The organism is Trinickia sp., from assembly GCF_057351765.1.
Window position 1 is genome coordinate 1 of sequence record NZ_JBMRBK010000037.1, and the last position, 22,260, is coordinate 22,260.

General features: G+C 63.9%; 21 protein-coding genes. 16 read left to right on the forward strand and 5 right to left on the reverse strand.

Annotated elements, in window-relative coordinates:
- Positions 1 to 1,247, reverse strand: a 1,247-nt coding sequence (locus ACO1XS_RS09940; RefSeq protein WP_486390579.1) for a Vgb family protein, incomplete at its 3' end; no start/stop codon positions are given.
- Positions 1,248 to 1,809: 562 nt separating this feature from the next.
- Between ACO1XS_RS09940 and ACO1XS_RS09945 the strand changes: the two genes are divergently transcribed.
- From ACO1XS_RS09945 to ACO1XS_RS09965, 5 genes are all read left to right on the forward strand, one after another.
- Complete coding sequence (locus ACO1XS_RS09945; RefSeq protein WP_486390580.1) at positions 1,810 to 2,583, forward strand: helix-turn-helix domain-containing protein; 774 nt, start codon at positions 1,810 to 1,812, stop codon at positions 2,581 to 2,583.
- Between the two features lie 182 nt (positions 2,584 to 2,765).
- Positions 2,766 to 3,086 carry a (2Fe-2S) ferredoxin domain-containing protein gene (locus ACO1XS_RS09950; RefSeq protein WP_173255013.1) on the forward strand — a complete coding sequence of 107 codons (321 nt, stop codon included), beginning with the start codon at positions 2,766 to 2,768 and terminating at the stop codon, positions 3,084 to 3,086.
- Positions 3,087 to 3,102: 16 nt separating this feature from the next.
- Positions 3,103 to 3,729: an alpha/beta hydrolase gene (locus tag ACO1XS_RS09955; protein WP_331569375.1), complete on the forward strand. Its 627-nt coding sequence runs from the start codon at positions 3,103 to 3,105 to the stop codon at positions 3,727 to 3,729.
- A gap of 256 nt (positions 3,730 to 3,985) precedes the next feature.
- Complete coding sequence (locus ACO1XS_RS09960) at positions 3,986 to 5,218, forward strand: D-alanyl-D-alanine carboxypeptidase family protein (protein WP_331569373.1); 1,233 nt, start codon at positions 3,986 to 3,988, stop codon at positions 5,216 to 5,218.
- A 16-nt stretch (positions 5,219 to 5,234) separates the two neighbouring features.
- Complete coding sequence (locus tag ACO1XS_RS09965; RefSeq protein WP_173255016.1) at positions 5,235 to 5,504, forward strand: DUF493 family protein; 270 nt, start codon at positions 5,235 to 5,237, stop codon at positions 5,502 to 5,504.
- A gap of 40 nt (positions 5,505 to 5,544) precedes the next feature.
- On the opposite strand, the gene ACO1XS_RS09970 is transcribed toward ACO1XS_RS09965, so the two are convergent.
- Positions 5,545 to 6,513, reverse strand: coding sequence for a transcriptional regulator GcvA (locus ACO1XS_RS09970; RefSeq protein WP_331569371.1), 969 nt, complete (start codon positions 6,511 to 6,513; stop codon positions 5,545 to 5,547).
- A gap of 100 nt (positions 6,514 to 6,613) precedes the next feature.
- On the opposite strand from ACO1XS_RS09970, the gene ACO1XS_RS09975 reads away from it, so the two are divergent.
- From ACO1XS_RS09975 to ACO1XS_RS10000, 6 genes are all read left to right on the forward strand, one after another.
- Positions 6,614 to 6,940 (forward strand): DUF2917 domain-containing protein, encoded by a 327-nt coding sequence (locus ACO1XS_RS09975; RefSeq protein WP_486390581.1) that lies wholly within the window; start codon positions 6,614 to 6,616, stop codon positions 6,938 to 6,940.
- Between the two features lie 106 nt (positions 6,941 to 7,046).
- On the forward strand, positions 7,047 to 7,796 hold the full coding sequence (lipB, locus tag ACO1XS_RS09980; protein WP_331569367.1) for a lipoyl(octanoyl) transferase LipB: 750 nt from the start codon (positions 7,047 to 7,049) through the stop codon (positions 7,794 to 7,796).
- Positions 7,793 to 8,818 (forward strand): lipoyl synthase, encoded by a 1,026-nt coding sequence (gene lipA, locus ACO1XS_RS09985; protein WP_331569365.1) that lies wholly within the window; start codon positions 7,793 to 7,795, stop codon positions 8,816 to 8,818. The genes lipB and lipA overlap by 4 nt, the downstream gene beginning before the upstream one ends.
- 219 nt (positions 8,819 to 9,037) lie before the next feature.
- Positions 9,038 to 10,333: a dicarboxylate/amino acid:cation symporter gene (locus ACO1XS_RS09990; protein WP_486390582.1), complete on the forward strand. Its 1,296-nt coding sequence runs from the start codon at positions 9,038 to 9,040 to the stop codon at positions 10,331 to 10,333.
- 56 nt (positions 10,334 to 10,389) lie between these two features.
- Positions 10,390 to 12,309: a sensor histidine kinase gene (locus ACO1XS_RS09995; RefSeq protein WP_486390583.1), complete on the forward strand. Its 1,920-nt coding sequence runs from the start codon at positions 10,390 to 10,392 to the stop codon at positions 12,307 to 12,309.
- 66 nt (positions 12,310 to 12,375) lie between these two features.
- A complete protein-coding gene (locus tag ACO1XS_RS10000; protein WP_486390606.1) occupies positions 12,376 to 13,758 on the forward strand; it encodes a sigma-54-dependent transcriptional regulator in 1,383 nt (460 codons plus the stop codon).
- Between the two features lie 76 nt (positions 13,759 to 13,834).
- Here the strand turns inward: ACO1XS_RS10000 and ACO1XS_RS10005 are convergent, their stop codons facing one another.
- A complete protein-coding gene (locus ACO1XS_RS10005; RefSeq protein WP_440560615.1) occupies positions 13,835 to 14,356 on the reverse strand; it encodes a TlpA disulfide reductase family protein in 522 nt (173 codons plus the stop codon).
- A gap of 170 nt (positions 14,357 to 14,526) precedes the next feature.
- Here ACO1XS_RS10005 and ACO1XS_RS10010 point away from each other — a divergent pair, with 170 nt between their 5' ends.
- Positions 14,527 to 15,072: a hypothetical protein gene (locus tag ACO1XS_RS10010; RefSeq protein WP_486390584.1), complete on the forward strand. Its 546-nt coding sequence runs from the start codon at positions 14,527 to 14,529 to the stop codon at positions 15,070 to 15,072.
- A 319-nt stretch (positions 15,073 to 15,391) separates the two neighbouring features.
- Here the strand turns inward: ACO1XS_RS10010 and ACO1XS_RS10015 are convergent, their stop codons facing one another.
- Both ACO1XS_RS10015 and ACO1XS_RS10020 read right to left on the reverse strand, forming a co-directional pair.
- Complete coding sequence (locus tag ACO1XS_RS10015) at positions 15,392 to 17,044, reverse strand: YifB family Mg chelatase-like AAA ATPase (protein ID WP_486390585.1); 1,653 nt, start codon at positions 17,042 to 17,044, stop codon at positions 15,392 to 15,394.
- A 113-nt stretch (positions 17,045 to 17,157) separates the two neighbouring features.
- Positions 17,158 to 17,412 (reverse strand): accessory factor UbiK family protein, encoded by a 255-nt coding sequence (locus ACO1XS_RS10020; RefSeq protein WP_173255026.1) that lies wholly within the window; start codon positions 17,410 to 17,412, stop codon positions 17,158 to 17,160.
- 393 nt (positions 17,413 to 17,805) lie between these two features.
- Between ACO1XS_RS10020 and ACO1XS_RS10025 the strand changes: the two genes are divergently transcribed.
- The 4 genes from ACO1XS_RS10025 to gshB all read left to right on the forward strand — a co-directional run bounded on the left by ACO1XS_RS10025 (position 17,806) and on the right by gshB (position 22,199).
- Positions 17,806 to 18,144 (forward strand): P-II family nitrogen regulator, encoded by a 339-nt coding sequence (locus tag ACO1XS_RS10025; protein ID WP_020566534.1) that lies wholly within the window; start codon positions 17,806 to 17,808, stop codon positions 18,142 to 18,144.
- A 33-nt stretch (positions 18,145 to 18,177) separates the two neighbouring features.
- Complete coding sequence (locus tag ACO1XS_RS10030) at positions 18,178 to 19,644, forward strand: ammonium transporter (RefSeq protein ID WP_440558794.1); 1,467 nt, start codon at positions 18,178 to 18,180, stop codon at positions 19,642 to 19,644.
- Between the two features lie 219 nt (positions 19,645 to 19,863).
- A complete protein-coding gene (gshA, locus tag ACO1XS_RS10035; RefSeq protein ID WP_331569353.1) occupies positions 19,864 to 21,153 on the forward strand; it encodes a glutamate--cysteine ligase in 1,290 nt (429 codons plus the stop codon).
- Positions 21,154 to 21,239: 86 nt separating this feature from the next.
- The gene (gene gshB / locus ACO1XS_RS10040; protein WP_331569351.1) at positions 21,240 to 22,199 is read left to right on the forward strand and encodes a glutathione synthase; all 960 of its coding nucleotides are present in this window, start codon (positions 21,240 to 21,242) and stop codon (positions 22,197 to 22,199) included.
- The last annotated feature ends 61 nt before the right edge of the window (positions 22,200 to 22,260 follow it).

A 22,260-nucleotide genomic window follows, 5' to 3' on the forward strand; every position in this document is an offset into this window, starting at 1 on the left:
GGCAGCGCGAGCTGGCTGGCCACCACACGCTTGTTGCCCGTCGCGAGGTCGATCCTCGCAAGGTCGCCCGCGGCAGATTCGGTGACGTAGAGTGCGCCGTCGCGGCCGAGCGTCATTTGCGCCGGTCCCGCCAGCCCCGTGGCCACGATCTTGCGCGTGGCGAACCCCGCACCGCTCGCCTGCGTGATATTGCCGGTGGCGAACTCGGCGACGAGCACGCTGCCGTCCGCGAGCGGCAGCGCAGCGTAGGGCGTCTGCCAGCCGGTCGTCGTGGCGAGCGTCGTGTTGCTCGCGCGATCGAGCACCTGCACGGTGCCGGTGATCCACGAGGCCAAAACGACCAGCTTATCGGAGAGGCCGAGGGCGAACGGGTATTGCAACGTAGAGCCGGCGGCCCACATGCGCATCACGTCTGTCACGGCGCCGCTGGCCAAATCGACCTTGCGGTAGCTGAAAATATCGGCAAGCCACATGTTGCCGCCCGACACCTTGATGCCGGCGGGCACCGCAACCACCCCGCCGGTCAGCAGCCTCGACGAACCGCTCGCCATATCGACAGCCGTGATCGAGTTGTCAGCGAAGTTGGAGACGTAGATCGTGCCGTCAGACGCAAGCACGAGGTTATCCAGCGAGGGCTTCAGCGTCTTGAACACCGTCTTGCGGCCGGTTACCGGATCGACCTTGCTGAGTTCCCCGGTTGCCGCGTCGACGACCCAGAGGTTGCCCGAGGCATCGAGTTTGACGGCGCTGGGCGCGTTGAATTCGGCGTTGATCACGCTGAGCGCGCCGTTCGCCGGGTCGATTCTCACGACGCTGTGCTTGAACCACAGCGGGCCGTAGATCATGCCGTCGGCACCGACCTGAAAGCCGTCCAAGCCGCCGAGGTCCTTCGCGATGAGCCGAGGCGGATGGGCGCCCGTCACGTCGATTTCCCAGAGAGCGTCACCGGCGAAGACCTGGCTGACATAGAGCTTGCCCGTCTTTGGGTCGAAAGCGACGGCATTGATGCCCGGCAAATCGCTGGCCACCACCTGTATCGGCGCACGTGCACCCGCGCGATAGTGCACGACGCCCACCAGATAGCTGGTCCAGGCCATCTGGCCTTGCGGGCCGATGGCCATGTCGTCGGCCTGCCCATCGGGACTACCGATGAACACCTTTGCGTCGCCGGTGGTGCGGTCGACTTGCCAGATCGAATTGCCGATGATCGTGCACGCGAGCAGGCGGCCATGCTCGTCGATTGCCAAGCCATGCACACCCGAGAAATGCGACGGCGCGACAATTGCCTCTGGGACGCGCCAACCATTGGGTTGGGAAGGTTGCGCAGAGGCGCATAAGCTCGCCAGCAGGGAGCAAGCGGTCAAGAAGCGGGCAACGGCACGGTTCATGGTGGGTCTTTCGCGAAGGACGCTGCGTCGAGTGGGGCGGGACGCGTTCCATGATCCGGACAACGCGCCTGGCGGGCTTGAATCGGCGTGCCGTGTTTGACTCTGCGTGCTCTTATTTTTTATTTAATGGCTGTAAACTGGCTTGCACTATGCAATTCGCATTGCCGTGTCCAGGGGCACCGCACGATGGTGCTGCCGGCTCGTTGTTACGAAGGCGCAACTTTCGCAAACTACTGTCATCGACGAAATGGACCCGCGCGAAAGATTACATACCTCTTACATCGGTGTGCGAGACACGCCGACGCTGTTCGTGACGACGTTGCAGAAGTCGACGATGTTCCTCAACAGGGAACGATGCGACGTAGCCAACCACGGTCTCACTCCGGACTATCCGCTGGAGGACGCATTCGCCGTTTATCTGATGCTGGAAGCGATGCCCAGTTGGGACCTGTGGTGCGACGGCAAGCCTCGACCGGTGGTGGATCATCGAGCCGGGGAAGTCGCGATATACAACCTCGATCAGTTGTGGCGGGCCAACATGCGGGCGACATTCGATTGCCTGCATATTCATATCGCACGCGCAGCGTTCGACGAAATCGCATGGGAAGCGGGCACTCAGCGGATCAACGATCTTGTTTGCCCTCCTCACGAGAACACCTTCGATCCGGTGATTTTTTCCTTGGGGACGAGCTTGCTTCCGGCGCTCGAGCACCAGGAACGCGCGAGCCAATTGTTTGTCGAGCACGTCTCATATGCGCTGAATCTGCATATTGCCGTCACGTACGGGAAAATGCAGCTTCGGTTCGCCAGAGTGAACGGTGGTCTCGCTCCTTGGCAGATGCGGCGCGCCACCGACTACCTGATCGAGCGCCTCGATGGACAGGTCTCATTGCTTGAACTTGCCAATTATTGCGGTCTTTCGCGTAGCCATTTTTCGCGTTCATTCAAGCGGTCGACGGGATATGCTCCGCATCAATGGTTGGCGCGCAAACGAGTCGACCGGGCGAAGGATTTGCTGGCCAACACCACGCTGGCTCTTTCCGAGATCGCGATCCGGTGCGGTTACGCTGATCAGAGCCATTTCAGCCGTGCGTTCAGCGCGCAGACCTCAGTCACGCCGACCCAGTTCCGACGGGCCCGTTCATCGAAGCGCATCGATGCCGGCTTCGAGATGTCGGCGTCATCCGAAGGCTGATTGCGGACCGGCTCGACGTAGACGGGACCGCCGGCTGGCGTCGGCGTCAGCGCTGACCGTGCGCAAGCCCTGCGCGAGCGGACGAACCCGCTTACTGGCTATAATCGGCCGGGCCTTGCGTGGGCCTCGTGGGCCGATGCCGCGGCGGCCGCCGCCTGGCGCCGCTTCATTTTTTGGAAATCATGGATTCCTTTTTCAAGTACCACGTATTTTTCTGCGTCAACCGGCGCGAGCCCGGCGCCGATCGCCCAAGCTGCGCGAACTGCAACTCCGAGGCGATGCAGGCCTATGCGAAAAAGCGCGTGAAAGAACTGGGGCTCGCCGGCCCCGGCAACGTCCGGATCAACAAAGCCGGATGCCTCGATCGCTGCGAACTGGGGCCGACCGTCGTCGTGTATCCCGAGGGCACCTGGTACACGTATGTCGACGAATCGGATATCGATGAGATCGTCGAGTCGCACCTCCAACACGGCACGATTGTCGAGCGGCTCAAGATCGATTGACGGAACCACGCGCGCCATGAATGCCCAAACGAAAAAATTTCTGATCGACGGGCCCGTCGGCAAGATCGAAGTTGCCGTCGATATGCCCGCCGATGCGCCGCGCGGCATGGCGCTCGTTGCCCATCCGCATCCGCTGTTCGGCGGCACGATGGACAACAAGGTCGCCGTGACGCTCGCGCGCACCCTGGTGCAACTGGGCTATGTCGTCTACCGGTCGAACTTTCGCGGCGTGGGCGCCACGCAGGGGGAGCACGACAACGGCGTCGGCGAGCGCGACGATTTGATGGCGGTCCTCGAGCATATGCGCGCCGACCCCACGCACGGCACGCTGCCGCTCGTGCTGGCCGGATTCTCGTTCGGCACGGTCGTGCTCTCGCATGTGGCGGCGCGGCTGCGCGATGCCGGCGTCGCCATCGAGCGGATCGTGTTCGTCGGCACGGCCGCGAGCCGCTGGGACGTTGCGCCCGTGCCGGAAAACACGCTCGTCATTCATAGCGAGTTGGACGAAACCGTACCGATCGGCTCCGTTTTCGAGTGGGCACGGCCGCAGGAGCTGCCCGTGGTGGTCGTTCCGGGCGGCGAACATTTCCTGCATCGCAAGCTGCATATCCTCAAGCGGATCGTGACCGACGCGTGGCGGTAGCCGGTGCGGGCGCCGGTGCAGTACCGCTCATCGGCGTTTCGGGGCCACAGGTACGCGGAAAATGCAAATCGACGCGATTGCGCCGCGTATAATGGGCGCAATTTTTTTGCACGAGCGTCGCCGCGCGACGGGCGTTCCACCGCTCGGCGATCCGGCGCTCGAGCGCCGAACCGAACGCGCCACCGCCTGTCCAACGCTCGCTTTGCGCCGGGCGGCGCGGCCGCCACGCTGACTTCTCTCGCACGAACTGAATCCTATGCGCTCTTCCTTCTTCGGCATGCCGTCCATTGCCTCGTCTTTCGTTTGCCCTTCGATCGTCCGCACGCTGCCTGCGACACTGGCATCCGCCGCCGCGTTGGCGGCTGCATGCTATGCGCCGGGCGCCGCGGCGCAAGTGCCGCCGCCGGCCGTGACGGCGCGTTCGTGGGTGCTCATCGACGCCACGAGCAACCAGGTTCTTGCCTCGGGCAATGCGAACGAACGCGTCGAGCCGGCTTCGCTCACGAAGCTGATGACGGCTTATCTCGTCTTCGAGGCCCTGCACACGAAGAAGATTTCGATGGATCAGGTCGTGACGCCGAGCCTTGCCGTGCGGCGCGTGCGCAACGACGAATCGCGCATGTTCATCGAAGCCGAAAAGCCGGTGACCGTGCACGATCTCGTCTACGGAATGATCGTGCAATCGGGTAACGATGCCGCGATCGCGCTGGCGGAACTCGTCGGCGGGACGGAAGGGCATTTCGTCGAAATGATGAATGCCGAAGCGAAGAAGCTCGGCATGACCGGCACGCACTATGCCGACGTCAACGGCATGCCCGACCCGCAGCACTACACGACGGCGGCCGATCTGGCGACGCTTTCCGCGCATCTGATTCGTGACTATCCCGAGTACTACTCGATCTTCGCGGTCAAGGAATTCACCTATAACAAGATCAAGCAGCCGAACCGCAATCGTCTGCTGTGGCTCGATCCGAGCGTCGACGGTCTGAAGACGGGTCACACGCAGGCGGCGGGCTACTGCCTGATCGCGTCGGCGAAGCGCTCGTTGCCTGGCGTGCCCGATGCATCGCGCCGTCTCGTCAGCGTCATGATGGGCGAGCAAAAGGAACACGAGCGCGTACAGGACAGCATGAAAATGCTGAACTATGGCTATAGCGCTTATGACGTGGTCCGGCTCGTGAAGGCGAATCAGGTGGTGCAGACGCCGCGCGTGTACAAGGGCGCGGCCAACAGCGTGCCCGTCGGCGTGAAGAGCGACCAGTACATCACCGTGCCGCGCGGCATGGGCGACAAGGTCAAGCAGCAGGTGACGCTGAATGCGCCGCTCGTCGCGCCGATCGCCGAGGGGCAGCCGCTCGGAACGGTGCAGATCGTCGGAGATGGCAAGACGCTGACCCAGTTCCCCATCGTGGCGCTTCAGCCGGTGCCGGCTGCCGGCATCGGTGGGCGTATCTGGGACTCGTTGATGCTGATGTTCAGCAAGAAGTGACGTGGAGCCACGCGAAATGAGCCCGGTCAATGAATCGTTGTTCGAGTTTCCATGCGACTTTCCGATCAAGGTGATGGGGAAGTCCCACCCCGATTTCGCGGAAACGATCGTGACCGTCGTGCGCGATTTCGATCCGACCTTCGAGGCGTCCCGCATCGAAATGCGGGCGTCGAGCGGCGGCAACTACATCGGCTTGACGGTGACCGTGCGCGCCACGAGCCGCGAGCAGCTCGACGACATCTATCGCGCGCTCACCGGGCACCCTATGGTGTCGGTCGTGCTCTGAGCCTTGCGCACTTTCGCGATACCGCCGACATCCATAGAATCTAGCCGGTCGCAGGCGAAATCAGCGCACTGTCCGCCGCCTGCGCGCCAGCCGCGCCCCTGCAAGCCTTCACGTATAACGCCCGGAAGCGCTCCACCTCCTCGAATATCCATGTGTGGAAGGCCTGCACCCGCGCGGTTGCGATGAGAGACGGCGGGCATACGAAGTAATAGCTAGCGGTGCTCGGCGCATCGATGTCGAAAAGGCGCACGAGCCGTCCAGCCGCGAGCTCGTGCGTGGCGATCGACCGGCGCACGAGTCCAACGCCCTGGCCGTCGATGACCGCCTGCAGCAAATTCGACGAATCCTGATAGAGCACGCCCCGCCGCGGTTCGCTGATATTGCCGAGCCCCGCGACATCGAACCAAGGGCGCCAAAGCTCGTCGTCCGACCGCAAGAGCCGCGCGTCCACCAGATCGGCCGGCGTCTTCGGCAGCGCCCCACCGTTGTAAGACGGCGCGCACACGGGAAAGAACACTTCATCCAGCAGCGGCTCGACATATAGATCCGGATAGTGTCCGCTGCCGTAGCGGATCGCGAGATCGACGTCGTCGCGCGTGAAATCGGTGAGGGCATTGGTCGATAGCAGCTCGACGTCGATTTGCGGGTTGCGTTCGATGAAGCTGCCGATGCGCGGGGTGATCCATCGTGCGGAGAACGACGAAGCCGATGAGACGATGAGGCGCCGCTCGCGGTCGGACGAGCGCACGTCATATGTCGCATCGGCGAGCGCCATCAGCGCGGCGCGTACGGCCTTGGCATAGCGGCCGCCGGTCTCGGTGAGCCGGACGCGTCTGCCGTCGCGAGCGAAAAGGGCGGTGCCGAGCTGCTCTTCCAATGCACGAATCTGGTGGCTGACCGCGCCATGCGTGACGAACAACTCATTGGCGGCGCGCGAAAAGCTCTCGTGCCGCGCAGCGGCCTCGAACACGCGCAGCGCGTTGAGCGGGGGGAGGTGTCGGAGGTTCATTGTGAATTTATTTCACATACCGGTGAGAATTGATCGTTTTACGCTGAGGTCCGCCACGCCTAGGATTCTAGTCATCGAAGGCCCCTTTTTGGAAACGATCATGAGAAAAATATCCTCAAGCATCACGTTCGAAATCGAACCTGGCGAAACGGCTTCCATGTTGATCGGCGACAGCACCCGGCTGACAGCCGAGGGCGGGCCGCTCTGGGTGACGCGTAGCAATGACGTCGAAGATTACTGGCTCCAGCCCGGCACTGCGCTGCATCTGCGCCGCGGCGAGCGCTTGTGGCTCAGCGTCGAAGGCAGCGAGAAGGCCGAGGCACGATTCGTCGCGCCGCTGACGAGCCGTGCGCTCGTTCAGGATTGGCTCGGTGCACTCACGGAGCGTCTCGCCGCGCGCTGGCGCGGTGAGTGGCACGCGATCTGATGCAGACTCGCGGCCCCGGGGCGGCGGCGCCTTGCTGCCGCCCCGCTTGCATAGGCGCGGTGGCGGCCCGGCGGCGTCGGTCCGATTCCGGTAAACTGCGCAAATCATGTGTCCCGCGTCGAACCCCGAAACCGCCGTCTCTCCGGAAATCATTCCGCAAAGCCCGAGGGCGACGGCTGACGCCGGTCTGACCGTCCGCTGGCGCGGGCTCGAACCTTACGAGGCCAGCTTTACCGCGATGCGCGAGTTCACCGAATCGCGTACCGACGCCACGGCCGATGAACTCTGGCTGGTCGAACATCCCCCTGTTTTCACGCTGGGCCAGGCCGGCAATCCGGCGCATTTGCTGGCGGCGGACCCTGCCATTGCGCTGGTCAAAGTCGACCGCGGGGGGCAGATCACTTACCACGGGCCCGGTCAGGTCGTCGCCTATTTGCTGCTGAATCTGAGGCGGCGCGGCATTCTCGTGCGTCAACTCGTCACGCTGATCGAGGAGGCCGTGATCGAGACGCTCGCGGCGTATAATCTCGCCGGCGAGCGCCGTGCCGGTGCCCCCGGCATCTATGTGGCGCCCGGGTCACGCGCGGGGACGCACGCCGGCGCGAAGATCGCGGCGCTTGGCCTGAAGATTCGCAACGGATGCAGCTATCACGGTGTCAGCCTCAACGTGAACATGGATCTGCGCCCGTTTCTCGCGATCAATCCGTGCGGCTATGCGGGGCTCGAAACGGTGGATATGGCCACCTTCGGCGTCACCGCCGGCTGGCGCGATGTCGCCGGCACGCTGGCCGCGCGCCTTGCCGCCAACCTCGACATCGCTCTCGCGCATCGCTCATCGACTGGATCTACCGAATGACAGACCTTCATGCCCAACCGGCCGACGCCGCCACGACAGGCGCCGCCGACGTCCGCGAGCCCGCCACCGCCGCGTATGACGCCAGCGCGAAGCAAAAGGCCCAAGCCAAGACGGCACGGATTCCGATCAAGATCGTGCCGATCGAAAAGCTGAAAAAGCCGGAGTGGATTCGCGTGAAGGCGGCGACGGGCAGTTCGCGCTTCAGCGAGATCAAGCAGATCCTGCGCGAGCACAACCTGCATACCGTCTGCGAGGAAGCGAGCTGTCCGAACATCGGCGAGTGCTTCGGCAAGGGCACGGCCACGTTCATGATCATGGGCGACAAATGCACGCGGCGCTGCCCGTTTTGCGACGTGGGTCATGGCCGCCCGGACCCGCTCGATACCGAAGAGCCGCTCAATCTGGCCCGAACGATAGCGGCGCTCAAGCTCAAGTACGTGGTCATTACGAGCGTCGATCGCGACGATCTTCGGGACGGGGGCGCCGCGCACTTCGTCGAATGCATTCAGAAGGTTCGCGAGCTTTCGCCGCAAACCCGCATCGAAATTCTCACGCCTGACTTTCGCGGCCGGCTCGACCGTGCGCTCTCGATTCTGACGAGCGCGCCGCCCGATGTCATGAATCACAATCTCGAAACGGTGCCGCGGCTTTACAAGGAAGCCCGACCGGGCTCCGATTACGCGCATTCGCTGAAGCTGCTGAAGGACTTCAAGGCGCTGCATCCGGAAGTCGCGACGAAGTCCGGCCTGATGGTGGGACTCGGCGAGACGGAGGAAGAGATCCTTCAGGTCATGCGCGATCTGCGCGCGCACGATGTCGATATGCTGACGATCGGCCAGTATCTGCAGCCGTCGGAACATCACCTGCCGGTGCGTGCGTACGTTCATCCGGACGTTTTCAAGATGTATGAGGCCGAGGCTTACAAGATGGGCTTCACGCATGCCGCGGTCGGCGCGATGGTGCGCTCGAGCTACCACGCGGATCTGCAGGCGCACGGCGCCGGTGTCGTGGCGGAAATATAAAAAAGCGTTTTTCCGGCTTTTGAGGGACGGACGGAACCGTCCAGCTATCTGGACGGCCTCCTTTCGCGATTCCGGAACTCCGGAATCGAAGGCGCCGCGCCGGAAAAATACTCGATAAAAATCAATCGGTTAGATAGTGCTTAACGTTGGCATCGACCTTGCAGATAGATGGCCTGCGGCCCCCGGGCCCTACCCATTAATCAAGCAAGGAGACAGCCGATGCGCCCGCTCAAGAAACCCTTCTATCGAATCCTATATGTCCAGGTGATCGCGGCGATCGTCGCGGGCATCGTGCTCGGTCATTTCGCGAGCAAGCTCGCGATCGACATGAAGCCGCTCGGCGACGCATTCATCAGCCTCGTGAAGATGGTGATCGGGCCGATCATCTTTTGTACGGTCGTGACCGGCATCGCGGGCATGGAGGACATGAAGAAGGTCGGCCGCGTCGGCGGCAAGGCGCTCCTGTACTTCGAAGTCGTTTCGACGTTCGCGCTCGTACTGGGCCTGATCGCCACTCATGTGCTCAAGCCCGGTGCCGGCTTCAATGTCGATATCGCAACGCTCGACGGCAAGGCCGTCGCCACGTACGCCGAGAAGGCGGCGCATGGCGACAGTGCCGTCGACTTCTTCCTGCACATCATTCCGAAGACGTTCACCGACTCATTCGCGCACGGCGACATTCTGCAGATCTTGCTGATCGCGCTGCTCTTCGGCACGGTACTCGCCACGATCGGCGAGCGCGGCAAGCCCGTCACGAACTTCATCGAAAGCTTGTCGCACGTCCTGTTCGGCATCGTGCGCATCGTGACCAAGCTCGCGCCGATCGGCGCCTTCGGCGCCATGGCCTTCACCATCGGCAAGTACGGCCTCGGTTCGTTGCTGCCGCTCATGAAGCTGATCGGCACGTTCTATCTGACGGCTATCGTGTTCGTGCTCGTCGTGCTCGGGACGATCGCTCGCCTCGTGGGCTTCAACATCATCCGGTTCATCGCCTACATCAAGGAAGAAATGCTGATCGTGCTCGGCACGAGTTCGTCCGAAGCCGCGCTGCCGCAACTGATGGAAAAGCTCGAAAAGCTCGGTTGCTCGCGCTCGGTCGTCGGCCTCGTCGTGCCCACGGGCTATTCGTTCAACCTCGATGGAACGAACATCTACATGACGATGGCCGTGCTCTTCATCGCACAAGCCACGAACACGGACCTCACGCTGGCTCAGCAGCTCACGCTGATCGCGGTCGCCATGCTGACCTCGAAGGGGGCCAGCGGCGTCACGGGCGCGGGCTTCATTACGCTCGCCGCGACGCTTGCCGTCGTGCCTACGATCCCTGTCGCGGGCATGGTGCTGATTCTCGGTATCGATCGCTTCATGAGCGAGTGCCGCGCGCTGACGAACATCGTCGGTAACGGCGTCGCCACGGTCGTGGTATCGGCATGGGAAAAGGAGCTCGACCGTGCGAAGCTCAAGCGCACCCTGAGCGGCGGCGACGTCGAAGTAGGCGAGGCGGTCAAAGCTTGAACCTCGATGCGCCGGCGCTCCGGCCGGCGCCGGCGGATTTCGCGCGCTGTGCCACAATGGCCCTTTATCCCCGCCCGGAATCCGCTGCTGTGAAACGTCGTGCTGTCGTCGTTTTCGCGCTCGCCGCCGTGCTCATCGCGGCATGCGTCGTCACGTGGCGCATCACCTGGCTGCGCGGTGTCGACGACATCCAGCAACAAGCCGCCGTGCGAGCCGACCGCACGGCGAATGCATTGAGCAGCACGCTCGATCGCTACGAATCGCTTTCCTACCTCCTCGCAAGTCACCCGCTCGTCCAGGAAGCACTGGAACACCCGACGGCTGACGCCATCGCGCGTGCCAACCGCTATCTCGAAGATGCCAACCGGCATGCGCATGCGACGGTGACTTACATCGTGCGAGCCGACGGGCTCTGTCTCGCGGCCAGCAACTGGAATCTCGCAGATACCTTCGTCGGCTCCAACTACCTGTTCAGGCCGTATTTCATCGATGCCATGAAGGGCCAGGTGGGCCGCTTCTTCGGTATCGGCACCGTCTCGCACGAGCCCGGGTATTTCATCTCCCAGCCGGTGTATCGCGACGGCCGCATCATTGGCGCCGCCGTCGTCAAGCTCAACCTCGAATGGTTTCCCGGCTCGGATGCGGGCGAGCCGTTGCTCGTTGCCGACAATCATGGCGTTATCTTTTTGTCCTCGGTGCCGGCCTGGAAGTACCGTGCCGTGGCGCCGCTGCCCGCGTCGGTCACCGCGGCGATCGAGCGCACACGCCAATATGCCCAACAGACGATCGCCGAGCTGCCGATGGCCACGGTTCGTCCGATCGATGCCAATGCGCAGATCGTGCGCGTCGGCGACGCGCGCTTCGGCCCGCACTTTCTTGCGACCCGGCGGTGGCTGGGCTCGCCGGCCTGGCAACTGATTACGCTCTCCGCGATCGACCCGGTGCGAGCCGATGCGCGCAACGCAGCGGCGGCGGTCGGCTTCGGCTTCGCGTCGATCTGCTTGCTTGCGTTTTACTGGCGAACGCGCCGCGCCCGGCTCGCCGAAATGATCCGAGGCCGTGCGATGCTGCAAGCCGCCTATGCCGAACTGAACGAGCGCGTAGCCGAACGCACGGCAGATCTTTCCGCGGCCAACGCGCGATTGCAGACGGAAGTCGGCGAGCGGACCCGCGCGGAGCGCGAGCTGCGCGCGGCCCACGACGAACTCGTCCAGACGAGCAAGCTGGCGGCACTGGGCCAGATGGCAGCGGGCATCACGCATGAGCTCAATCAGCCGTTGGCGGCGCTGCGAGCCTTTTCGGACAACACGCGTGTGCTGCTCGAGCGCGGCGAGCAGGGCGCCGCGCGCGAAAATCTCGAGGCGATCGCGGCGCTGACCGAGCGCATGGGCAAGATCACGAACCAGCTCAAGCTCTTCGTCGGCAGGGCACAGCCGCGCACTGCGCGCGCGCCGGTCGTGCGAGCGGTTTGCAACTCGCTGAACGTGCTGCAAAAGCGGTTGCAGGGTGTCGTGCTCGATGTCACGCTCCACGATTCCGAAACGATGTCCGGCGGCTGCAGCGAGCCGCTCGACCTCGCGGCCGAGCACCCGGAGCTCGTTGCCTACTGCGACGAGCTGCGGCTGGAGCAGGCGCTGATCAATTTGATCGGCAATGCGCTCGATGCGGTCAGCGGTGTCGACGCCCCGCGCATCGGCATCGAGATCGGCGCGTCGTTCGCGAGCCTTTCGCTGACGGTGCGCGACAATGGTCCGGGCATCCCCGCGGATGTGCTACCGCGACTGTTCGAACCGTTTTTTACGACGAAGGGCATGGGAGAAGGGCTCGGTCTCGGCCTGGCAATCGCCTCGTCGATCGCCAGGGATTGCGGAGGAACGCTGAGCGCGCGCAATATGCCGGAAGGCGGAGCGGCCTTCGTACTGATGTTGCGCCGCGCCCTTGCGTCGAATGCACAGAGCGACGCGTCGGCGCGCTGATCCACTGCGCGTGCAGCGTATTCTCCTTCGGTTTTTACGATATCCGGCATGACAGCGACAGCAGCGATGAGCGACAGTCTTCAAGTGATCTTCATCGAAGACGACGAACTCGTGCGCCGGGCCAGCGTGCAGAGCCTGCAGCTTGCCGGCTTCGATGTGACGGGCTACCCCTCCGTCGAAGCGGCTCAGGTGGCTCTTGCCAGGGCCCAGGCAGGGGGCGCGGGGCCAGGCGTCATCGTGAGCGATATCCGGCTGCCCGGAGCCAGTGGGCTGCAACTGCTCGAACACTGCCGCGAGCACGTGCCGGAGGTGCCCGTCATTCTCGTCACGGGTCATGGCGACATCTCGATGGCTGTGCAAGCGATGCGCGACGGTGCCTATGACTTCGTCGAAAAGCCGTTCGCTTCCGAGCGTCTCATCGAGACGGTGCGCCGGGCATTGGAACGCCGGCGTCTGATGCTCGAAAACGACGCACTGCGACGCGAGCTCAGTCAGCGCGACGCGCTCGTGCCGCGCATCATCGGACGAAGTGCCGCGATCGAACAGGTGCGGCGCCTCATTGCGAAGGTTGCGCCAACGGATGCCGCGGTGCTCGTCAACGGCGACACAGGCGCCGGCAAGGAGCTCATCGCGCGCTGTCTGCACGAGCTCTCGCCCCGCCGCGCCAAATCTTTCGTTGCGGTCAATTGCGGTGCGCTGCCCGAGCCGATGTTCGAATCGGAGATGTTCGGATACGAGCCGGGCGCCTTTACCGGTGCGGCAAAACGCCGCATCGGGAAGCTCGAGTACGCCTCGGGCGGCACGCTTTTTCTCGACGAAATCGAAAGCATGCCGCTCTCGCTGCAGGTCAAACTGCTGCGCGTGCTGCAAGAGGGCGTGCTCGAGCGGCTTGGCTCGAACCAGCCTATTCGCGTGGATTGCCGCATCGTGGCTGCGGCGAAGGGGGACATGGCCGAGCACGTCGCAGCCGGCACATTCCGGCGCGATCTGCTTTATCGGCTCAATGTCGTGACGATCACACTGCCGACGCTGACCGAGCGCCGCGAAGACATCGTGCCGCTTTTCGAGCATTTTCTGCTCGATGCGGCGGTGCGCTACCAGTGTGCGGCGCCCGTACTTTCCGAGCGCCAGCGGTCGCGCCTGATCGAACGCGATTGGCCCGGCAACGTCCGGGAGTTGCGCAACGCCGCTGAGCGTTTCGTGCTCGGCATCGCCGACGGACAAGGCGCATTCGATTCGAGCGAGGAGGGCCCCAACGTGCCCGCGGCTCCCCTCAAAGAACGTGTCGAGCAATTCGAGCGCGCAGCGATTGCCGATGCGCTCGAAGCGGCGGGCGGTTCGGTGGCGGCCGCAGCCGACCGGCTGCAGATCGGCAAGGCGACGCTCTACGAGAAGATCAAACGATACGGCCTCGCCGAACGCGGCGAGGCCGGAAAAGAAACGGGTTGAGCGAGGGGTGCGTTCCGAGCGGAGCCGCGCGACCTTCGCCTAACGCGTTTGGGCAGCGCAGTGGGGCGCAGCCCGCTCAAGCCCCCAGCGCGTTTTGCAGTAACTTGTCGAGCTCTGCAAATTGCGGCTCGCCCACGTAGCGCTTCAGTATCGTGCCGTTCTTGTCGACCACGAAAGTGGTGGGTGTCAGCTGGACGTTACCGAACTGCTTGGCTGCGCTACCGTCATCCATGGCGACTTTGAACGGCAACTGGCGCGTTTGCGCGTAATTCGCGACGTACATCGGTGCGTCGTAGTTCATCGCGACGGCGACGAACTCGAGCCCACGGCCCTTGAAACGATTATAGGTCTCGACCATCTGAGGCATTTCCTTGACGCAGGTGGCGCAGCTCGTTGCCCAGAAATTGACGAGGTACACCTTGCCCTTGAGATCGGCCGTGGAGACTTTCTGCCCCGACAGCAGTGTGAACGTTGCGTCGGGCACGCGTTGCGAGGTGCCGAACGTCAAATAGCCGGCGACGGCAATGGCAGCCGCGGCGAGCGCCAGCACAACATAACGCAGTGGGCTGCGGCGGGCGGAAGCGGGGGTCTGGCTCATGGATGAAACCTCGAAAGCGCGAAGCGCGGTAACGGCGCCGCAATTTTAACGCCATTTGCCTGCGGGCGCGTGCCGCGCACGGCACGCTGACGTGTGCGCCGGACTTCTATCCATCGGCTTCTGGTAAATTGCTGCCACTTCAAGGAGTTCAAGGCGGATCCCGCTTGTTTATGCTTCGAATGACCCGCCGTCCTGCCGCGCTGCTCTTCCTGCTTGCCGCCTTCACCGTGGCCGCCTGCTCGCCGGCCTACGATTGGCGCACCATCACCGACGACACGAACGGCTACACAATCGATTTGCCGGCCAAACCGCTGATCGACGAAAGACCGATCGACATTGCAGGCACTACCATGCGGATGCACGTCCGGGCCGCCCGTGCTCAGAACGCCATGTTCTCTGTGGGCACCGTTGCGATGCCCAGCGACGACCCGAAGCTGCAGCGCGCGGTGCTCGACTCGATGCGCGACGCGTTGGCGCGCAATGTCGGCGCAAAACCGGACGCGCGCCCTATCGACGTCCCGGTGGCCGATGGCGGCCATGTCCCCGCACTCGAACTGGAAGTCAACGGCCCCGTGGGGGCGACGGGCAGGCACAAGACCATCCACGCTTGGCTCGTAGCGCGGGGCACGCACGTTTATCAAGCCGCCGTGATAGCCGACGACGCGCCGCCCGAAGAGCAAACCGACCAGTTTTTTCAGTCGTTCAAGGTCTTCTGACGATGATGGAGCCCACCGAAGGCTACGCTTCGCCCGGTTTTTCCGGGCTATTTGCTCCAGGTTGTGGATAACTTTGTTGAAAACCGGTGTAACACGGGTGCAAACGCTTGCCCGGCTGGCTTGTAGTCAACCTATTCATTCGCTGTTCGCGCGTAAGCTCCCATAAAAATCAATGACTTGAGATAATTTTCTCGGGTGATGCCTTCAAAACAGCGATGATCAATCGCAAATCCAGATATGTGTATAAGTCAAGCCTACCAAAACATGGGGCTAGGGGCGTTGGCATAAAGGGCATGAACGGCCGCGCGCACTGCGGCGCTCATGACAGCGACGCGACGCGCCGATATTGGATCGCTTCGGCCACATGCGCGCTGTTTGGCATGGCATCGCCCGCGAGATCGGCGATGGTTCGCGCGACCTTCAAAACCCGGTAGTAGGCCCGCGCCGACCAGCCGAAGCGTTCGCTCGCTTCCCTCAACAGCAGCTCGCCACCGGCGTCCGGTCGGCACACTTCGTCGACTTCGCGTCCCGCGAGTTCGCGGTTGGTCTTGCCCTGCCGCGCACGCTGGCGATCCCGGGCCGCGACGACGCGCCGAGCGATAGCGGCGGTGGGCTCGCCGGACGCTCCGGCACGGGCGGACAGCTCCGCTGCGCTCAGCGCTGGCAACTCGATCTGAATATCGATGCGATCGACGAGCGGCCCCGACAGCTTGCGCAGGTAGCGGGTGGCCGCATCGGGCGTGCACCGGCAGCGGCCCGCCGGGTCGCCCCGCCACCCGCAGGGACAGGGATTCATGGCCGCGACGAGCTGGCAGGCTGCGGGGAAATCGGCTTGCTGGGCCGCGCGCGAGACAGTGATACGGCCCGCCTCGAGCGGCTCGCGCAGCGTCTCGAGTACATGGCGATCGAATTCGGGCAGTTCGTCGAGGAACAGCACGCCCAGGTGGGCGAGTGTGATTTCCCCGGGTTGCGGCGGATTGCGCCCGCCGACCAGTGCGGCGGCGCTCGACGAATGGTGCGGCGCGCGAAATGGACGGCGGCGCCATTGCACTGGGGAAAAACCGAGCATGCTCGCCGAGAGCAGCGCGGCCGAGGCGAGCGCTTCCTCGTCGGACATGGGCGGCAGCAAGCCTGGCAGCCTGGCCGCGAGCATCGACTTGCCGGCTCCGGGCGGGCCGACCATCAGCATGTGATGTCCTCCGGCGGCTGCGACTTCGAGCGCCCGGCGCGCACCGGGCTGCCCGATCACGTCGGCCATGTCGGGTACGGCGGCGGAAGCGTGGGCCCCGAGCGAGGGCGCCTCGATAGGGCGCAACGTTCCATCCTCGGCTCCAGCGAGATGCGCGCACAACGAGGGCAGATCGGGCGCGCCGTAAACATGCACTCCCGGCACGAGCGCCGCCTCGCCCGCACTGGCGAGCGGCAGATAGAGTTCCGGCAGGCCCAGGCCCAGGCCCAGGCCCAGGCCCAGGGCTGGGCCAGGCTCCGCAGCGGCGGCCTCTTGCACGCCGCCATCGATGCCGGTCCGCTCGCGCCGCGTGTCCCGGCTCGAAGGACTGGCGCCATCGTGCCGCCGGCGCCGCGCCGTCCCGCAGGCCATCGCGAACGCACCGCGCATCGGTCGCAAAGCTCCCGTCAATGAAAGCTCGCCGGCAAACTCGCGCGGTCCGAGCGCCGCAGCGGGAATTTGTCCGCTCGCCGCCAGGATGCCGAGCGCGATCGGAAGATCGAAGCGCCCGGATTCTTTCGGAAGATCGGCCGGTGCGAGATTGACGGTAATCCGGCGGACCGGAAACTCGTAGCCGCAATTCTGCAGCGCAGCGCGCACGCGCTCGCGGCTTTCGCGCACTTCGAGATCAGGCAAACCGACGATGGAAAATGACGGCAGGCCATTGGCGAGATGCACTTCGACGGTCACTTCAGGCGCGCGGCCGGCAGCCGGCGCGCGCGAACGCACCACGGCAAGCGACATGGATTCTCCGGGGAATGAAGCAGGCGGCTGGTGCGCCGCCTGCGGATACGGCAAGGAGCGATACGCCGCGGCAGCGCGTTACGCGCGCGCCGGGCGAAAAGAGGGAGGGTGACTCAGGATTCTTGCGAGGCGGCGAGCTTTTGCTCGAGCTCTGCCACCCGCCGCTCGAGTTCTTCGAGGCGCGTGCGCGTGCGCAGCAACACCTGCGCTTGTGTATCGAACTCCTCCCGCGTGACGAGATCGAGCTTGGAGAAACCCTGGGAGAGCATGGCCTTCACGTTGCGCTCGACGTCTTTCGCCGGCGAGTGCTTGAGCAGGTCGCTCATGCGCGCCTGGAAGTCCTGAAAGATATCGTTCGGTTGCTTCATGATGGTTCCCCTCGGACGCACAAAAAAAGTGCAGCCCATTCGAAAAGTAACGTCTATAACGCACCGATGACCCGAAACGGTGCGCGCGGTGCGCCGAATCAGACAGTCATGAGCGGCGATGGTGCGTCGCTCTAGCGTAGACCGTGCGAACACTCTAGCAACGATCGACGGCCCGCGCCAGCGCGGCCCGCCGACGCTGGCCGTTCGGCCTGCTTTCAGAGGTTTTGTCCGCTTCTCGTCCTGCCCATTCGCGTAGGGAGGTGATGGCACATAAGTTGCTCTACTCGGACCCGCATCGGCCGGCGCCCCATTTCGCGGCGGCGGTGCCGATATGGCCGGCATGCCACGGCGGCCGCACGAAATCGGGTTCTCGCAACGAAAAAGAGGATTTTCATGAAGCTCATTACCGCAATCATCAAGCCGTTCAAGCTCGATGAGGCGCGCGAAGCGTTGTCGGCGATCGGCGTCTCGGGCATCACGGTCACCGAAGTGAAGGGCTTCGGGCGCCAGAAGGGCCATACCGAGCTCTATCGCGGCGCGGAATACGTCGTCGACTTTCTGCCGAAGGTGAAGATCGAGGCCGCCGTATCGGACGACATCGTCGACCAGGCCATCGAAGCCATCGAGCGTGCCGCGCGCACCGGCAAGATCGGCGACGGCAAGATCTTCGTGACGCCGATCGAGCAGGTCATCCGGATCCGTACCGGCGAAACGGGCGCCGACGCCCTGTAAGTCAAAAAGTTAGCGATAAGAGGAAACCGAAAGATGCGCAAATTTCTGATGTCCCTGGCGATGGCCGCCTCGCTGCTGGCGGGCGGTATCGGCGCCGCCCTCGCGGACGACGCGTCGGGCGCCGCCGCCGCTTCAGCACCCGCGGCCGCGGCGTCCGCCCCGGCTGCCGATGCGAGCGCCGCGGCTCCCGCGTCCGCAGCACCGGCATCGGCTGCGGCCCCGGCCGCGGCCTCCGAGGCTGCACCGGCCGCGCCGACCGCGCCGTTCTCCGTCGACTCCTCGAAGATCAGTTCCGGCGATACGGCCTGGATGCTGACCTCGACGGCGCTCGTGCTGTTCATGACGATTCCGGGACTCGCGCTTTTTTACGGCGGCATGGTTCGCAAGAAGAACGTGCTCGCCACGGTGATGCAAAGCTTCGCGATCACCTGTCTCGTGACGGTGCTGTGGACCGTGATCGGCTACACGCTCGCCTTCACGCCGGGTAACGCGTTCATCGGCGGTCTGTCGCGCACGATGCTCGCCGGCATGGCGTTCATCAAGGGCGATAAGGCAACGACGCTGACCGTGAGCCATCTCGCGCCGACGATCCCCGAATCGGTCTATTTCGTCTACCAGATGACGTTCGCGATCATCACGCCGGCGCTCATCACCGGCGCATTCGCCGACCGCATGAAGTTCTCGGCGATGCTCGTGTTCATGGCGCTGTGGTCGCTGATCGTCTACTCGCCGATCGCCCATATGGTCTGGGAACCGACGGGCTGGCTCTCCGCCGCGGGCATCCTCGATTTCGCGGGCGGCACGGTCGTGCACATCAACGCCGGTGTTGCCGGGCTCGTTTGCGCCCTCGTGCTGGGCAAGCGCGTCGGCTACGGTCGCGAAGCGATGGCACCGCACAACCTCGTACTCACGCTGATCGGCGCGGCCATGCTGTGGGTGGGCTGGTTCGGCTTCAACGCGGGCTCCGCCGTGGCGGCCGACGGCCGTGCCGGTTTCGCGATGCTGACGACGCAGATCGCCACTGCCTGCGCCGCGCTCGCGTGGATGTTCGTCGAATGGATCGCCAAGGGCAAGCCGTCGGCGCTCGGCATCGCATCCGGCGCCGTTGCCGGTCTCGTAGCGATCACGCCGGCATCCGGTTTCGTCGGCGTGGGCGGTGCGCTCGCCATTGGCATCGCGGCGGGTGTCGTCTGCTTCTGGTCGGCCACCTGGCTCAAGATGAAGCTCGGCTACGACGACTCGCTCGATTGCTTCGGTGTGCACGGCGTGGGCGGTATTCTCGGCGCGCTCCTGACCGGCGTCTTCGCGGTCAAGGACATCGGCGGCATGGACGGCAGCCTGATTCTGCAGGCGAAAGGGGTGCTCACGACGGTGGCCTATAGCGGTGTCGTCAGCTTCGTGCTGCTCAAGGTCATCGATATGGTCATCGGCCTGCGTGTTGCCGAGGAGGAAGAGCGCGAGGGTCTCGACGTCGTCCTGCACGGCGAGCACGTCGAATAAGGCGCCCGCCTTTCCAGCGACCAGGCAACAGCGATTCAGCCCGCCTTTTCAGGCGGGCTTTTTTTCGTTTTTTCGCGTGTACGGGGGATGGAACGACCCTTTCGACAATCAGGTCAATAGAAAATATGGTGGCCGGCAAGGCTTGCGGAGGGTAAAACTGCCCCCAGATCGGCAGGGCAATTGCTCTACAATCTTTTTTCCCCTGTCTGCGAGTGCTCCATGGTTCCGCATCTAGTTACGGCGTTAAACGGTCCACTGCTCGATCTCGAGCGGAAGATCCTCGATGCCACGCCGGCGATCGAGCGCTGGTTCCGGCTCGAATGGCAGGAGCATACGCCGCCGTTTTATTGTTCGGTCGATCTGCGCAATGCGGGTTTCAAGCTCGCGCCCGTCGATACGAACCTCTTTCCGGGCGCATTCAACAACCTTCCGAACGAAGTGCTGCCGCTCGCTGTCCAGGCGGCAATGGCGGCCATCGAGAAGATTTGCCCCGATGCAAAGAACCTGCTCGTGATCCCCGAGCACGAGACACGCAACGCGTTTTACCTCGAGAACGTGGCGCGTCTCGCGACGATCATGCGCCAAGCCGGCCTGAACGTGCGCTTCGGCACGCTCGACGAAAACATCGCGGGCCCGGTGACGATTTCCCTCAAAGACGGCCAGAAAATCGTCCTCGAACCGCTCGAGCGCACGCCGCGCAGGCTGGGTCTGAAGAATTTCGATCCCTGCTCGATCCTGCTCAATAACGATCTCTCATCGGGATTGCCGCCGGTACTCGAGAATCTGCACGAGCAGTACGTGCTGCCGCCGCTGCACGCGGGCTGGGCCGTGCGCCGCAAGTCGACGCATTTTTCCTGCTACGACGACGTCGCCAAGAAGTTCGCCAAGCTCGTCGAGATCGACCCGTGGATGATCAATCCCTATTTCGCACATGTGGAAGACGTCGATTTCGAGGCGCATACCGGCGAAGAAGCGCTGACCGACGCGATCGACGCCGTCATCAAGAAGATCGCGCGCAAGTATCGCGAGTACGGTATCGGCGAAAAGCCGTATGTCGTCATCAAGTCCGATGCGGGCACGGGCGGGCGCGGCGTGATGACCGTGCATGACGCATCCGAACTCGCCCACCTTTCGAAGGGCGAGCGCACGCGCATGGCGGCGACGAAAGGCGGTCGGCCCATGCATGATCTGATCGTGCAGGAAGGGGTGTATACGTTCGAGCGCATCGGCGAAGAAGTGGCCGAACCGGTCGTCTACATGATCGACCGGTACGTCGTCGGCGGTTTTTACCGCGTGCACGGCTCGCGCGAGCGCGATCAGAACCTCAACGCCCCCGGCATGCATTTCGTGCCGCTCGGCTTCGAGCACACGGCGCTGCCCGATGCGCACGCGAAGCCTGGCGCAGCACCGCCGAACCGCTTCTATATGTATGGCGTCGTGGCACGGCTCGGCCTGCTCGCCGCGTCCGTCGAACTCGAAAAGACCGACCCCGAGGCCATCCAGGTCTGAGCTGCGCGCGCCGTGGCGCGCATCGCCCAGGCCACGAGCGGCCCCTTTGAACAAACGACAACCCCGCAAGGGGGCGCAGGAGCTTCATGGATATCCTCTTCATCGCCGATCCGCTCTCACGCTTCAAGATCTACAAGGACACGACCTACGCGATGATGGCCGAGGCCGCACGCCGCGGCCATGCGATCTTCGCGTGCGAGCCGAAGCACCTTGCGTGGACGGGGGGCAACGTCGAAGCAACGGTGCATCGGGTCACGATCGTCGGCGACACGGCCGATTTGCATCGTAACGTGTGGCACGAGAACGGGCCCAACGAGCACCGCTCGCTGACGTCGTTCGGCGCCGTGCTGATGCGCAAGGACCCGCCGTTCGACATGGAGTACGTGACATCGACCTGGCTGCTCGAGCTCGCGGAACGCGCCGGGGCGCACGTGTTCAACAAGCCGCAGACGATTCGCGATCACTCCGAGAAGCTTGCCATCGGCGAATTCCCGCAGTTCGTCGCGCCGTCCCTCGTGACGCGCGACGCGGCGCGATTGCGCGCCTTTCATGCCGAGTACGGCGACGTCATCTTGAAGCCGCTCGACGGCATGGGGGGCATGGGCGTATTCCGCGTCAAGAGCGACGGCATGAACCTCGGCTCGATCATCGAAATGTTGAGCCATGACGGGGCGAGGTCGGTCATGGCTCAAAAGTTCATTCCCGAGATATCCGCCGGCGACAAGCGCATCCTGCTGATCGGCGGGCAAGTCGTGCCGTTTTCGCTGGCGCGAATACCGCAGGGCAACGAGGTGCGCGGCAACCTTGCGGCGGGCGGCGTCGGGGTGGCGCAGCCGCTGTCGGTGCGAGATATGGAAATAGCCGAAACGCTCGGGCCGGTGCTCGCTTCGCGCGGGCTGCTGCTCGTCGGGCTCGATGTGATCGGGGACTGGCTTACCGAGGTCAACGTCACGAGTCCCACCTGCTTTCGCGAGATCATGGATCAAACCGGCTTCGATGTCGCCGGCATGTTCGTCGATGCGCTGGAGCGGGCGGCGCCGGCATGACGTTGCGTTTCGCGCGAAAATGGACTGCTACAATTGCTGTATTGCAAAACAAACCGGGCCG